Origin of the sequence: Clostridium sp. SHJSY1, assembly GCF_031626875.1 — a bacterium.
In the GTDB taxonomy this organism is placed as follows: domain Bacteria; phylum Bacillota; class Clostridia; order Clostridiales; family Clostridiaceae; genus Clostridium.
Map to the genome: position 1 here is coordinate 39,117 of NZ_JANDMF010000021.1, position 15,217 is coordinate 54,333.

Below are 15,217 nucleotides of genomic sequence, written 5' to 3' on the forward strand. Positions count from 1 at the left end.
AAGGAGATGATGAATTTGGGAGATAAGAAGTTCTGTCATCTTCATCTTCACACAGAGTACAGCTTATTAGATGGATCAGGAAAAATTCCAAAGCTTATAAAAAAAGCCAAGGAACTAGGTATGGAAAGTATAGCTATTACAGATCATGGAGTTATGTATGGTTGTGTAGAGTTTTATAAGCAAGCTAAGGAGCAAGGAATTAAACCTATTTTGGGTTGTGAGGTTTATGTTGCAAGTAAATCAATGGATATAAAAAAGCCTGACAAAGAGAATCGTACTGCTCATTTAGTACTTCTTGTGAAGAATGAAGTTGGTTATGAAAATTTAATGAAAATTGTATCAGAAGCTTCCATTAGTGGATTTTACTATAAGCCGAGAATTGATCATGAATTTTTAAGAAAACATAGTGATGGAATAATAGCTTTAAGTGCTTGTCTAGGTGGAGAAGTTCAAAATTATCTGCTTAGAGATGAGTATGAAAAAGCAAAAGAGGTTGCACTATTATATAAAGATATTTTTAAAGAGGGATTTTATTTAGAAATTCAAAATCATGGAATGGAAGAACAGAGAAAAGTTAATGAAAATAACATAAAGATATCTAGAGAAACAGGAATTCCTTTAATTGCAACAAATGATGTTCACTATATTAATCAAAAGGATTCAAAGTCACATGATATTTTAATGTGTATTCAAACAGGAAAAACTGTTGATGATGAAAATCGAAGAAGATATCCTTCAGATCAGTTTTATCTTAAATCTCCAGAAGAGATGTGGGATATGTTTTCATATGTGCCAGAAGCTTTAGAAAACACAATTAAAATAGCAGAAGAATGTAATTTTGATTATAAATTTCATGAATCAAAATTACCAAAGTTTCCATTGCCTAAAGATATAGATCCTTTTGAATATTTGAGAGAAACTTGTTATAAAGGTTTAATTGAAAGATATGATGTATTTAAATCTTTGCGTGAAAAAGAATATAATTTAGACGAAGTTGAAGTCATTGCTAAAGGTAATGAAGAAGCAGAGAGCTATGTTGAAAGACTTGAATATGAGCTTGGAGTTATTAAGCAAATGGGGTATGTTGATTACTTTTTAATAACTTGGGATTTTATAAGATTTTCAAATGAAAGAGGAATACCTACTGGGCCAGGAAGAGGATCAGCAGCAGGAGCTATAGTTGCATATACACTTGGAATAACCAAAATTGATCCTATAAAATATAAGCTTATTTTTGAGCGTTTTTTAAATCCAGAGAGAGTAAGTATGCCAGATATAGATTCTGATTTTTGTTATGAAAGAAGACAAGAGGTTATAGACTATGTTGTTGAGAAATATGGAGTAGATGATGTTTCTCAAATTATTACTTTTGGGACTATGGCACCAAGAATGTGTATCAGGGATGTGGGTAGAGCAATGAATTATTCTTATGCAGAAGTTGATAGAATATCAAAAATGATACCAACTATGCTAGGGATAACAATAGATAAGGCCTTAGAACTAAACCCAGAGCTTAAATTAGCTTATGAAGAAGATGAAAGGGTAAAGAACCTTATAGATATTAGTAAGGACTTAGAAGGGCTCCCAAGGCATTCTTCTACACATGCAGCAGGTGTTGTTATATCTTCTAGGCCTTTAGTTGAATATGTACCACTTCAAAAAAATGAGGAAATGATAGTAACTCAGTTTGGAATGACAACATTAGAAGAACTTGGTCTTTTAAAAATGGACTTTCTTGGACTTAGAACTCTTACTGTTATGAATGATGCAGTTAAGATAATTAAGGAAAATAGAGGAATAGAAATAGATTTAGATAAGATAGATTTTGATGATAAAGAAGTATATAAGATGATAGGAGATGGAAAAACAGCAGGTATATTTCAGTTGGAATCTCCTGGTATGACTTCGTTTATGAAAGAGTTAAAGCCAGATAATATAGAAGATATCATAGCTGGAATATCTTTGTATAGACCAGGCCCTATGGCTGAAATACCAAAGTATGTAGAATGTAAAAGAAATCCTGGGAAAGTACAATATCTAACTCCAGAACTTGAAAGTGTCTTAAATGTAACATATGGTGTTATGGTTTATCAAGAACAAGTTATGGAAATTGTAAGAAAATTAGGGGGATACTCTTGGGGAAGAAGTGACCTTGTTAGAAGAGCTATGTCTAAGAAAAAACACAAGGTTATGGAAGAAGAAAGAAAGAACTTTATATATGGGATTGTAGATGATGAAGGCAATCTTGATGTTCCAGGGTGTGTAAGAAATGGCATTAGTGAAGAAATCGGGAATAAGATATTTGATTCAATGATGGATTTTGCATCCTATGCATTTAATAAGAGTCATGCTGCGGCTTATGCTGTTGTAGGATATCAAACAGCTTATTTAATGAGATATTATCCAGTGGAGACTATAGCAGCATATCTTAATTCTGTTATGGGAACTAGTGAAAAAGTAGTTCATTATATTAAATTTGCTGAGAGTCAAGGAATACAAGTGTTACCTCCTGATATTAATGAAAGTTATTCAAAGTTTACCGTTAAGGGAGATAGCATAAGATTTGGCTTAGCAGCTATAAAAAATGTAGGGATTAATGTAATAGAAAGTATAGTTAAGGCAAGAAGTGAAAAAGGAAAATTTAATTCTTTAGAAGATTTCATTGATAAAATAGACATATCATCAGTAAATAAGAGGGCTGTTGAAAGTTTAATTAAGGCTGGAGCACTTGATAATTTTGATGTTTTTAGATCTAAGTTATTAGCTGTATATGAAAAGGTAATGGATGGAGTATCTAGTGAGAGAAAAAGAAATATAGATGGACAGATTAGTCTTTTTGGATTAAATGAAGATAAATTAGATTTACCTAAAGTTAATTTTCCCAACATAAAAGAATTTAATAAAAAAAATTTATTATCAATGGAAAAAGAAATGACAGGATTATACTTATCGGGTCATCCATTAGAAGAATATAAAAAGAGTTTGGAACTTCAAACTTCAACTACAATAGAAACAGTATACAAAGCTTATGATATGCTTCAAGAAAACTTATCTAATGATGTAGATGGAGAAGATGAGCTAATTGATGAGCCACCATTAAAAGATAATGATACGGTTATTATTGGAGGAATACTTACAGAAGTTAAGCAAAAAGTAACTAGAAATAATACAATGATGGCTTTTTTAGTTTTAGAAGATTTAACTGGAACAATAGAAGTTATAGTATTTCCAAGAACATTAGATAAGCTTAGAAATTTAATTGAACCAGATTCAATAGTTAAAATTAAAGGTAGAATAAGCATAAAAGAAGATGAACTTCCTAAATTAATATGCGAAAGTATAGATGGATTAGAAAAAGTAAATTCTGAGAAGGTTTATATTAAGCTGGAAAATGAGGAAAAGGTTAGGGAGGCAAATAAAGAATTTAAAGACATAATAAAAGGCTATGAAGGAAATACTGTCATTTACTTGTTTGCGTCAGATAGAAGACAATATTATAGGCTAAATAGAGATAGATGGATTAATTCAGAAAGTGAAGTAATAGATATAATAAAAGAAAAATATGGAATAGATAATGTTAAAATTGTAGAAATATAATATGATGATGATGGTGGAAAGTTATATTATTTATAAATTTCCACCATTAATTTTTATTGAAAAAAATATTGAAAAAACAAGAAAAATGATAAAAACTATATAAAAATTCACAAATAGGCAAATGAAAATTATTACAATAATTAATTCGTAAAAAATATTTGAATTGTCTATAAATTTATTGTGTCTAGGGTATAATAAATGTGTGATAAATAAAACTATATAATTGTAGTTTTATGCAAAAACATGTGTAAAAGTTCTGCAAATTCCATTGATAAATATCGATAAGTTTTGTACAATAGAAATCGGTAATTAATAAGTGGACAGATTTAACATATATGGGACTAATGGTGTCCCAATATTGTGTAAGGAGGAACGAAAATGAAAAAGATAGCTATTTTAACAAGTGGAGGAGATGCTCCAGGAATGAATGCTGCTATTAGAGCTGTAGTAAGAACAGCTTTAGAGAATGGCCTTGAAGTAATGGGAGTAAAAAGAGGATATGCTGGATTAATTAATGGTGAATTATTCAACATGGACAGAACATCAGTATCAGATATAATTCAAAGAGGTGGAACAGTTTTAAGAACAGCAAGATGTCTTGAATTCAAACAAGAAGAAGTTAGAAAAAGAGCTGTAAAAATACTTAAAGCTTATGGTGTTGATGCCCTTGTTGTAATAGGTGGAGATGGTTCTTTTATGGGAGCCAAGCTTTTGTCAAAATTAGGAGTTAAAACAGTAGGTCTTCCAGGTACAATAGATAACGACTTAGCTTACACAGACTATACAATAGGATTCGATACAGCACTAAATACTGTAGTAGATGCTATAAATAAAATAAGAGATACCTCTACTTCACATGAAAGAGTTTCAATAGTTGAAGTAATGGGAAGACATTGTGGAGATATAGCTGTTCATTCAGGAATAGCAGGTGGAGCAGAAGCTATATTAGTTCCAGAACTAGGATTTGATCAAGATGCTTTATGCAGAAAGATTTTAGAAGGTAAAGCAGCTGGAAAAATGCATAACCTAATTATCTTAGCAGAAGGAATTGGTGGAGCGTTTGAACTTGCTAAAGAAGTAGAAGAAGTAACAGGAATTGAAACAAGAGCAACTATTTTAGGACATACACAAAGAGGTGGAAGCCCAAGTGCATTCGATAGAGTATTATCATCAAAAATGGGAGCTAAAGCTGTTGAGGTTTTACTAGAAGGAAAGACTTCAAGAGTTATAGGAATCAGAGATAATAAAATAGTTGATGATGATATAGATGAAGCATTAGCTATGGAAAGAAAGTTTGATGAAGAATTATACCGTGTAGCTGAAGTGTTATCAAAGTAATTGGTTACAATTTAATTTATTATATATTGTAAAAGATGAATTTAAAAGCAAAAAAAGGAGTGTAATTTTCATGAGAAAAACTAAGATGATCTGTACAATAGGTCCAGCTAGTGAAAGTGATGAAATTTTATCAAAGGTTATAGAAGCAGGTATGAACGCTTCAAGACATAACTTTTCACATGGAGACCATGCTGAACATGGTGGAAGAATAGAAAAGGTTAAGAGACTATCAAAGAAATATAACAAAGAAATAGCTATAATTCTTGATACTAAAGGACCAGAAATAAGAACTGGGAAATTTGAACCAAGTAAGCTTGAATTACAAATAGGATCAGATTTCACAATATATTCAGGAGAAGAAGTTATAGGAGACACAACTAAGTGTTCAGTAACTTATGCAGGTCTTGCTAATGATGTTAAACCTGGAAACACTATCTTAATAGATGATGGTCTAGTTGGATTAACAGTTAAATCAGTAGAAGGAAACAAGGTTCACTGTGTTGTTAATAATACAGGTCTTGTAGGAACTCACAAAGGAGTTAATGTTCCAGGAGTTTCAATACAACTTCCTGCTTTAACTGAAAAAGACGCAGCTGATCTTAAGTTTGGTTGTGAAATTGGAGTTACTATGATAGCAGCATCATTCATAAGAAAAGTTGATGATGTAAAGGCTATAAGAAAATTATTAGATGAAAATGGTGGAGAACACATTTTAATCTGCTCTAAGATAGAAAACCAAGAAGGTGTTGACAATATAGATTCTATATTAGAAGCATCAGATGCAATAATGGTTGCAAGAGGAGACCTTGGAGTTGAAATTCCAATAGAAAATGTACCAGCTGTTCAAAAAATGATTATTCAAAAGTGTAATGCAGCAGGAAAACCAGTTGTAACTGCTACACAAATGCTTGATTCAATGATCAGAAATCCAAGACCAACAAGAGCAGAAGTATCTGACGTTGCAAATGCTATTTTAGATGGTACAGATGCAATAATGTTATCAGGAGAAAGTGCTAATGGTACATATCCAGTAGAAGCAGTTCAAACAATGGCTAAAATTGCTGAAGAAACTGAAAAGCAATTAAAGTATGAAGTAGCTGTTTCAACTGCTAAAACTCATACACCAGCAATTTCTGGAGTTATATCAAGAGCTACTTGTAATGCTGCAAATGAATTACAAGCTGCTGCAATAATATCATCAACTCAAAGTGGTTCAACTGCTAAGAGAATTTCTCAATGCAGACCAGAATGTCCAGTTATAGCTGTAACACCATCAGAAAAGGTAGCTAAACAACTAGCATTCTCATGGGGAGTATTCCCAATCGTTGCTGATAGAATGGAATCAACAGATGAAATGATGGAAAAATCAGTACAAATAGCTGAAGAGCATGGATTCATAGCAAAGGGAGATACAGTAGTTGTTGCTGCTGGAGTTCCAGTTGATAAGATAGGTACAACTAACTTAATGAAGGTTAGTGTTGTAGAATAATAACTTTTGAAAAAGTTTCTGAGAAATCAGAAACTTTTTTTTATTGTACAAATATATTAAAAAATCTAGGAAATCATTTACAAAGTTTAATAATTGTTATAAACTATATTTGTACCTATAAATTTTATATATTACAATAAATTATTTTTATAGGCAAAAATATAAAAAGGGGGATTGAAGATGAAATTTCCAAAGGATTTTTTATTCGGTGCAGCATCTGCAGCTTATCAAGTAGAAGGTGCATGGAATGAAGATGGAAAGGGAGTATCAAATTGGGATGTATTTTCAAAGATACCAGGTAAGACATTTGAAGGAACAAATGGAGATGTTGCTGTTGACCACTACCATAGGTATAAAGAAGATGTAAAATTAATGGCAGAAATGGGGCTAGAATCTTATAGATTTTCAGTGTCCTGGCCTAGAGTTATGCCAAATGGAGATGGTGAAGTTAACCAAAAGGGATTAGATTTTTATAATAATTTAATAGATGAATGTTTAAAGTATGGTATTGTTCCTTTTGTAACTCTTTATCATTGGGACATGCCTCAAGTTTTAGAAGAAAAAGGTGGCTGGACTAATAAGGCTACAATAGATGCTTTTGTAAAATATGCAGAAACATGTTTTAAAGCTTTTGGAGATAGGGTAAAGCATTGGATTACATTTAATGAAACAATAGTATTTTGTAAATCAGGGTATATGAGTGCAGCACATCCACCAGCTATTGAAAATGATCAAAAGAAATATTTCCAAGCAACTCATAATGTATTTGTCGCACATGCTAAATCAGTGGAAATATATAAGAAATTAAAGCAGTATGGAGAAATTGGAATAACTCATGTATTCAATCCTGCATTTAGTATTGATGATAGTGAGGAAAATATAGATGCAGCAAAACATGCTAATTATTTTGAATTGTATTGGTATTATGATCCTATACTAAAAGGAAAATATCCAGAGTATGTTTCTAATCTATTAAAAGAAAGAGATGCATTTCCTGATATGACTGAAGAAGAATTAGATATATTAAAAAGAAATGCAGACAGTAATGATTTTATAGGATTAAATTATTATCAACCAATGAGAGTTGCTAAAAATTATGATATAAATTCTACAGAAAAGCAAGATCCAACTGGAGCAGCTGGTGGAGTTTATTTTGATAGATACTTTAGATCAGTTGTTATGGAAGATAAAAAATATACTAAATGGGGATGGGAAATATCACCTGATGCCTTTGTAGATGGAGTTAAAATGTTAAAAGAGAGATATGGTGATGTAAAGTTATATGTTACTGAAAATGGGTTAGGTGACATAGATCAAATTATAGAAGATGAAATAATGGATGTTCCAAGAGCAAAATTTATTGAAGAACATTTAAGAGCTGTTAAAACAGCAATTAGTGAAGGAATTAATTTAAAGGGATATTATGCTTGGTCTGTTATAGATTTATTAAGTTGGTTAAATGGGTATAAAAAGCAATATGGATTTATATATGTAGATCATAAGAATAATCTAGAAAGAAAGAAGAAATATTCTTATCATTGGTATAAAAAAGTTATTGAGACAAGGGGAGAAGAACTTTAAAACTCTTTGGGATAAAAAACTCTTTACTTAATTTGCAAAATATGTTGCAATATAATTATGTAAAAGTTTAACTATGTAGGGGGATAAATAAGTGGCAATAAAGTATAAAGAAATAGGGAATTCAATAGAAGAACGTATAATATCTGGAGTATACAAACAAAGCAAGAAGCTTCCTACAGAAGAAGAGTTAATGAGGGAATATATGGTAAGCAGGAATACTATCAGAAAAGCAATTAGTTTGCTTGTTGATAGGGGATATTTATATCAAGTTCAGGGTAGCGGGATTTTTATAAGACAAACATCCAAAGATGGGTTTATCACATTAGGAAATATGAGAGGATTAACAGGAGATTTTCCATCTAAAAAGATAACTACTAAACTTCTAGAGTTAAGGGTAATAGAAGCAAGTGAGGAATTAGCAGAAAAAATGAGATGTGTTGTGGGGACAAATCTCTATTTTGTAAAAAGACTTAGATTTTTAGATGATGAAAATTTTGCAGTAGAGTATTCTTATTATAATAAGGATATAGTTCCTTATTTGAATAATGAAATAGTGGAGAAATCTATATATGAATATATCCTTAAGGATTTAAAGCTTAATATAGGTTTTGCGGATAAGATGATTTATTGTGATAAATTAGATAATGAGCATAGTGAACTTTTGTGTCTGGATGAAGGGGATCCAGCCACTATAATAGAAGATACAGTTTTTTTAACAAATGGGTTAATATTTGATATATCAAAAGTGATTTATAATTATAAGATGGCAAAGATGTTAAGTTTGGCGAATTATAAATAATGTTAACAAAAAGTTTACAAATCAGACCAAATATATTAGGATATAATGTATATTACAACATAAAATAAGGTATAATCTTATTATGGAATTAAATGGCAACTGATTCTGTACTTGCACCCGTAAGGGTGCTTTTTTTGTTTTTAAGAATAAATTTTAATAATATGTTTAGACTAAGATATAAAATGTATTAATTAGGAGTGGGAGAAATGGTTAGATTAAATTGTACAGCAAGAAATTGTGTAAATAATGAAGGTGGATTGTGTGGAGCAAGAGAAATCTTAGTTCAAGGGATAAATTCAGATACAAGTGAAAATACATATTGTTCAAGTTTTAGACAGGATACAGTTGTCAATGAAGTTGCAGCTATAGGCAATACAAATTTTGCAGGAGAATTAATGCAAATTTTTTCTTCCCAAGATGAAATGGAAATGGGTCCAGTTGTGAATTGTCATGCTAGAAATTGTTTTTATAATGGGAATGGAATATGTGGAGCTAGAGATATTTCTGTAATGGGAGATGGTGTTACTAATGAAATATCAACAAGATGTGAAACTTTTATTAGATAATAGGTTCATAGCTATTATAGATATATGATATAATTTATTGAAGTCAAATATGAAGGGTGATTTTAAGTTGGTAGAAAAGAATAAAGAATATATTTTAGATATAATAGCTGAAGGTTATGAAGGAGAAGGAATAGCTAAATTAGAAGGCTTTCCAATCTTTATTCAAGGGGCCCTAGCTGGTGAAAAGGTTCGTGTAAAAATTATTAAGGTTAAAAAGGGTTATGCTTATGGAAAGTTAGAAGAGATAATTGAAACATCAGAGAGTAGAGAAGTTCCACCATGTACATATTTTAAAAGATGTGGAGGATGCTCTATTCAACATATGAGTTATGAAAAACAATTAGATTTTAAGTGGGAAAGAGTAAAAGATTGTATTTCTAAAATAGGGGGATTGTCTAAGGAATTAGTTAAATATCCACTAGGAATGGAAAGCAATCCATATAGATATAGAAATAAGGTACAACTTCCAATAGGTAAAGTTAATGGAGAAGTAGTAGTAGGATTTTATGCTCCAAGAAGTCACAATATAATAGACATAAACAGTTGTTTGATACAAGATGAGGTAGCAGATAGCGTTAGCAATATAACTAGAGAATGGATAGTTAAAAATAACATAGAACCTGTTACTTTAGATGGAGAGTATAATCCTAAAGGAATAGTAAGACATATAATGATAAGAAAAGGCTTTAAGACTGGGGAAGTGATGGTAGTCTTAGTTGCTAGTACTAAAGATATACCTAACTTGAATGAATTAAAAGAATCGCTTATTGATTCTATAGAAGGAATTAAAAGTATTGTATTAAATGTAAATCCTAAAAATACTAATGTTATATTAGGAGAAGAGTGTATAACTATATATGGTAGTGATACTATACAAGATTACATAGGTGAATTTAAGTTTAATATTTCACCATTATCATTTTTTCAAGTTAATCCAGTTCAGACAGAAGTTTTATATAATAAAGCATTAGAATTTGCTGGACTTACAGGAAAAGAAACTGTGTTTGATGCTTATTGTGGGACAGGAACTATAACTTTATTCTTATCTAAAAAAGCTAAGAAGGTATATGGAGTTGAAGTAATAGAGCCAGCAATTATTAACGCTTGGGAAAATGCTAAGATTAATTCTGTGGATAATGTTAAGTTTTCTGTGGGTAAGTCTGAAGATGTTATTCCTTCATTAATAAATGATGGGATAAAAGCTGATGTTATTGTTGTAGATCCACCAAGAAAAGGGTGTGATGTTAAACTGCTTCATGCTATAGGAGAAACAAAACCTGAGAGAGTTGTTTATGTTTCATGTGATCCTAGTACTTTGGCTAGGGATTTGAAGATATTAGAGGAAGCTGGATATAGGCCTGTGGAAGTACAGCCTGTGGATATGTTTCCTCAGACAGCACACGTTGAGAATGTTGTGAAGCTAGTAAGAAAATAATCAAATATTCTTGTATTGTAATATTCTTATATTCTTTAGAATATGCTGGAAAAATGCGAGTTTTCAGGAGTTTGATTGCAAAAGTACATGATTTTATAAGTTTTAAAAAGAAAAAATATAAATACATTATTATGAAACAGTGATTTAAGGATTACTGTTCTTGATCTTTTTATAAGAAGAAAGCCAGTTGAAAATATTTTTTAAATGAAGTTATTTAAGCTGGCTTTTAGTTATATGTCTTAGAGTTGAAATTTATTTGCCCATTTTGCATGTTTACGATAATATTTTTTATGATATTGTTTTGGAGTTAATCCTACCTGATCTTTAAATACTTTTATAAAATGACTACTAGAACTAAAGGCAAGAAATTGTCCAATTTCAGTTTGGGTATAATCAGAGTAGAGAAGCATATTTTTTGCAGCTTCAATTCTCTTTGACCTAATATATTCTTGAATGGTTATACCTTTTTCTTTTTTGAATAAAATAGCTAGGTAGTTAGGTGACAAGGATACTTGATTGGCAAGTTCTTGCAAAGTAAGCTTGTAATGTAAATGATAATAGATATAGTCCATACATTCACGAATGGGCTTACTATATTTAATGTTAAATGAATCACTATCACATGTTTGTTCCGATACTTGATATGAATAATGTATGGCAGCCATTTTCTCTGTGAAAGTGGTAATCATATTTGTTTGAAGTTCATAGATGTCTTGAACAGTAAAACATTTGTCCAAACCTTGGATGAATAAGTCACTCATATTATAAGCTTCCTGTTCATCCATACCTCCTTCAATACAGAAACGGGTAGCAAGTGTTGTAGAAGCAACAAATAAATATTTTTTATCAAAAATGGGGTCCTCAGAAAGTTTTCCAGCTATACCAGTTCTAAATAGTCTTTTACTTTCCTCAATACTTCGAATATCCCCATCTCGTACATATTCATATTGAAGGAGTTCTTCGTCATAGGAATGATGATAATGAACTTTTTCACGCTGTAAGAAGGTTGTATAAATCAGTTTTGATTCTATATTTTTGTCAATATTATTATTTAATTTTGATTGATATTCTTGCTTTTTACTCATGGCGTAATCCTCTCAATAAAAATTCTTATAAAAAATCAGAATTAATTGATGAATAGATTATATCATGATTCGTAAGATTATGATATTTTATATGTTTTTTTTTAGTATGATTAGAAAGTAACAGAATTAAGATAAAGGATTCTGATATTTTCCACTAGGAGTAAGAACACAGATATAAAATTGCCATGTCAATGAATTGAGACTGTCATGGAATAATGTTAGATATTAATAAAGATAAATAAAAAAGGAGACTAGATATGTATAACCCATCTATGTTTCCAACACTATCCATAGTGGATTCGGATCTTATGATGAGTGTTCCGCTTAAATTCACTGCATATCAAGGAATGGATGCATTCTTCCATGCTTCTGAAAGTGTTATCAATAAGAATCAACATCCAATGGGTGAGATGTTTGCATTGAAAGCCATTGAACTGATTGCAGAAAATCTACCTATTGCATATAATGATGGTAATAATAAAGAAGCTCGTGCCAATATGGCTCTTGCAAATACACTTGCAGGTTATTATATGCTTTGTACTTCAGCACATACCATTGAACATGTAATGGGAAGTTATCATGAAGATTTAGTTCATGGTGCAGGTCTTATTATGACTGCACATGCATATTATGATTTCTTTGCAGAAAGAAAAGCTGCAGAGGAGCCAATGATTAAGATGGCTAAAACTATGGGAGTGAAAAATCCAACAAGTGGAAAAGATTTCATAAAGGCACTTGATGATCTTATTGCAGCAGTTGGTTGCTCTGAGCTTAAAATGAGTGAGGCTGGAATCACAAAAGATGAATTAAAGTTATATCCTCAGAGAGTACATGAAGTACTTGGTGGTGATATTACAGCAGATCCATTACCATTGTCTGATGAAGATTATTTAGAAATTTATGAAAAGTCATATAAATAAGTCAAAAATAGAATGAATACAGAATAAGTGGAGAATATAGACAATTCTTCACTTGTTTTATTACAAGGATGTTGAAGATGTCTTGTATGAAGATATGGAGCAAAATTGTTTGTGAGAATGAGAATTTAAAAGAAGAGTATGTATGTTCTTTTATAAGGTTTTTTGGAGGGTTAAAACAATGACAGAAGTAGAAAAGTTAGATGCAGGTCTGGAATATGATTTTTGGGATGAAGGAGTTAATAGAAGAAAACTTGATGCAATTGAGGGCTGTGCAAAGCTACAGGTGATTAGTGCTAGTGATGAAGCAGCAAGAGAAAATGTTATACGCAAATTGTTTGGTTCTGTGGGGCAAAATCCAAGTATCGGCCCAGGATTTAATTGCGATAATGGGGAAAACATTCATGTGGGAGATAATTTCCTTACAAATTACAACGTAACTATTCTTGATATAGCTCCAGTGAATGTTGGAGATTTTGTCATGATAGGGCCAAACACATTAATAACCACTGTAGGACATCCATTATCACCAATGGGTAGACGTAAACATCTTGGTATATCAAAGCCTGTGAATATTGGGAATGACGTTTGGATTGGTGGGAATGTAACAGTTCTTCCTGGTGTAACAATAGGTAATAATGTAATTCTTGCTGCTGGTGCAGTAGTGACCAAAGATATACCAGATAACTGTGTGGCAGGAGGAGTACCTGCTAGGATAATAAAACCATTGTTGAATGATATTGAGGAAAATTAAGAAAAAGTAATATAAAAAAATTTGAAAGACAAAATATAATTATGGAGGGCAAACAATGAATAGATTATCAGATACATTTACATTAAATAATGATTACAAAATTCCATGTGTTGGATTTGGCACATGGCAGACACCAGATGGTGAAACTGCTGTTAATGCAGTAAAAGCTGCAATTCAGTGTGGATATAGACATATTGATACAGCAGCTATTTATGGAAATGAAAATAGTGTTGGAAAGGGTATTACTGAGTGTGAGGTGCCAAGAGAGGAAGTATTTATCACAAGTAAAGTATGGAATAAAGAACGTGGATACAAAAAAACATTGAAAGCTTTTGAAAAGACATGTGAAGATTTAGGGGTAGATTATATTGATCTTTATCTAATTCATTGGCCTGCAAGTCAGAGTCAGTTTGAAGACTGGGAAGAGATAAATTTAGAGACATGGAAGGCAATGATAGAACTTTTTAAGGCAGATAAAATCAAATCAATAGGTGTATCTAATTTTATGCCACATCATTTAAAAGCATTAATGGAAACAGAGATAAAACCGATGGTAAACCAGATTGAATTCCATCCTGGTCAGATGCAGGAAGAGACAGTAGAGTATTGTAAGAAAAATGGAATTCTTGTAGAAGCATGGAGTCCATTGGGAACAGGAAGAATGCTAACAAATGAAGTTCTTATGAACATTGCAGAAAAATATCAAAGGTCAGTTGCACAGGTTTGTATCAAATGGATCTTGCAACAGGACATTCTCCCATTACCAAAGTCTATTACTCCTTCAAGAATAGAGGAGAATACACAAGTGTTTGATTTTGAACTTTCACAAGAAGATATGGAGATTATTAATGGTATGGAATATAGTGGTGGTTCTGGATTACATCCAGATAAAGTTGGTTTTTAATTAGTAAATTAAAGACTAGATTAGTGTTAATATTAATCTAGTTTTTTCATTTTAATAACACTTTAGTCCTTGGTAAAACTGAAATTTAGGATGAACTTGAAATAAATATATCCTTTTTAATTAAAAATAAAATTTTTATAATTTTCTAAAACCATTTGTCTATTTTCATTGTCTAATAAATGTAAAATATAAATTACATGTAATTTTAAAGTTTGAGGAGTTTTATTATGAATGTTGAAGAACAAGTGAAGCTGGCAATTAAAGGTGATAAAAAATCCTTTGAATATCTAATTGACATCAATAAAGAAGGGCTTTATAGAACAGCTTTTGCTTATGTAAAGAATGAACAGGATGCATTGGATATATTACAGGATACAGTGTATAAGGCATATATATCCATTGATAAGTTAAAAGAGCCTAAGTATTTTAAAACATGGTTAACCAGAATATTAATAAATAATTCTATAAATTTTATAAATAAGACTAGGAAAATAGTATATATAACTGATGATATGAAAAGTGAATCAGGCTATTGTGAAGGCAATAAAATAGATGAGAAATTGGACATGTTAAGTTCTATTGATAAGTTGGAGGAAAAATGTAAAACAGTTATACTTCTTAAGTATTTTCAGGATCTTACCATAGCTGAAATTTCAGAGGTTCTTGACTGCCCAATAGGTACAATAAAAACTTATCTTAATAAGGGGTTAAATAAATTAAGAGTATTTATGAATGAGGAGATAGTTTAATAT

At 31.0% G+C, this 15,217-nt stretch carries 12 protein-coding genes; 11 read left to right on the plus strand and 1 reads right to left on the minus strand.

What is annotated here, in order from left to right:
* The first annotated feature begins 9 nt into the window (after positions 1–9).
* From NNC19_RS11170 to rlmD, 7 genes are all read left to right on the plus strand, one after another.
* Entirely contained in the window at positions 10–3,597 is a 3,588-nt protein-coding gene (locus tag NNC19_RS11170) for a DNA polymerase III subunit alpha (protein ID WP_396136412.1), read from the plus strand.
* 378 nt (positions 3,598–3,975) lie between these two features.
* Positions 3,976–4,935 (plus strand): 6-phosphofructokinase, encoded by a 960-nt coding sequence (gene pfkA / locus NNC19_RS11175; RefSeq protein ID WP_310938733.1) that lies wholly within the window; start codon positions 3,976–3,978, stop codon positions 4,933–4,935.
* A 70-nt stretch (positions 4,936–5,005) separates the two neighbouring features.
* On the plus strand, positions 5,006–6,424 hold the full coding sequence (pyk, locus tag NNC19_RS11180) for a pyruvate kinase (RefSeq protein WP_310938734.1): 1,419 nt from the start codon (positions 5,006–5,008) through the stop codon (positions 6,422–6,424).
* A gap of 180 nt (positions 6,425–6,604) precedes the next feature.
* Positions 6,605–8,005: a GH1 family beta-glucosidase gene (locus NNC19_RS11185; RefSeq protein ID WP_310938735.1), complete on the plus strand. Its 1,401-nt coding sequence runs from the start codon at positions 6,605–6,607 to the stop codon at positions 8,003–8,005.
* 91 nt (positions 8,006–8,096) lie between these two features.
* Positions 8,097–8,804 (plus strand): GntR family transcriptional regulator, encoded by a 708-nt coding sequence (locus NNC19_RS11190; protein WP_310938736.1) that lies wholly within the window; start codon positions 8,097–8,099, stop codon positions 8,802–8,804.
* Between the two features lie 206 nt (positions 8,805–9,010).
* Complete coding sequence (locus NNC19_RS11195; RefSeq protein WP_310938737.1) at positions 9,011–9,370, plus strand: DUF1540 domain-containing protein; 360 nt, start codon at positions 9,011–9,013, stop codon at positions 9,368–9,370.
* Positions 9,371–9,437: 67 nt separating this feature from the next.
* Positions 9,438–10,805 (plus strand): 23S rRNA (uracil(1939)-C(5))-methyltransferase RlmD, encoded by a 1,368-nt coding sequence (rlmD, locus tag NNC19_RS11200; RefSeq protein WP_310938766.1) that lies wholly within the window; start codon positions 9,438–9,440, stop codon positions 10,803–10,805.
* A 239-nt stretch (positions 10,806–11,044) separates the two neighbouring features.
* On the opposite strand, the gene NNC19_RS11205 is transcribed toward rlmD, so the two are convergent.
* On the minus strand, positions 11,045–11,890 hold the full coding sequence (locus NNC19_RS11205) for a helix-turn-helix domain-containing protein (protein ID WP_310938738.1): 846 nt from the start codon (positions 11,888–11,890) through the stop codon (positions 11,045–11,047).
* A 257-nt stretch (positions 11,891–12,147) separates the two neighbouring features.
* Here NNC19_RS11205 and NNC19_RS11210 point away from each other — a divergent pair, with 257 nt between their 5' ends.
* From NNC19_RS11210 to NNC19_RS11225, 4 genes are all read left to right on the plus strand, one after another.
* Positions 12,148–12,810: an iron-containing alcohol dehydrogenase gene (locus tag NNC19_RS11210; RefSeq protein ID WP_310938739.1), complete on the plus strand. Its 663-nt coding sequence runs from the start codon at positions 12,148–12,150 to the stop codon at positions 12,808–12,810.
* A 178-nt stretch (positions 12,811–12,988) separates the two neighbouring features.
* Positions 12,989–13,561: a sugar O-acetyltransferase gene (locus NNC19_RS11215; RefSeq protein WP_310938740.1), complete on the plus strand. Its 573-nt coding sequence runs from the start codon at positions 12,989–12,991 to the stop codon at positions 13,559–13,561.
* A gap of 55 nt (positions 13,562–13,616) precedes the next feature.
* Entirely contained in the window at positions 13,617–14,465 is an 849-nt protein-coding gene (locus NNC19_RS11220) for an aldo/keto reductase (protein WP_310938741.1), read from the plus strand.
* A 227-nt stretch (positions 14,466–14,692) separates the two neighbouring features.
* The gene (locus NNC19_RS11225; RefSeq protein WP_310938742.1) at positions 14,693–15,214 is read left to right on the plus strand and encodes a sigma-70 family RNA polymerase sigma factor; all 522 of its coding nucleotides are present in this window, start codon (positions 14,693–14,695) and stop codon (positions 15,212–15,214) included.
* The last annotated feature ends 3 nt before the right edge of the window (positions 15,215–15,217 follow it).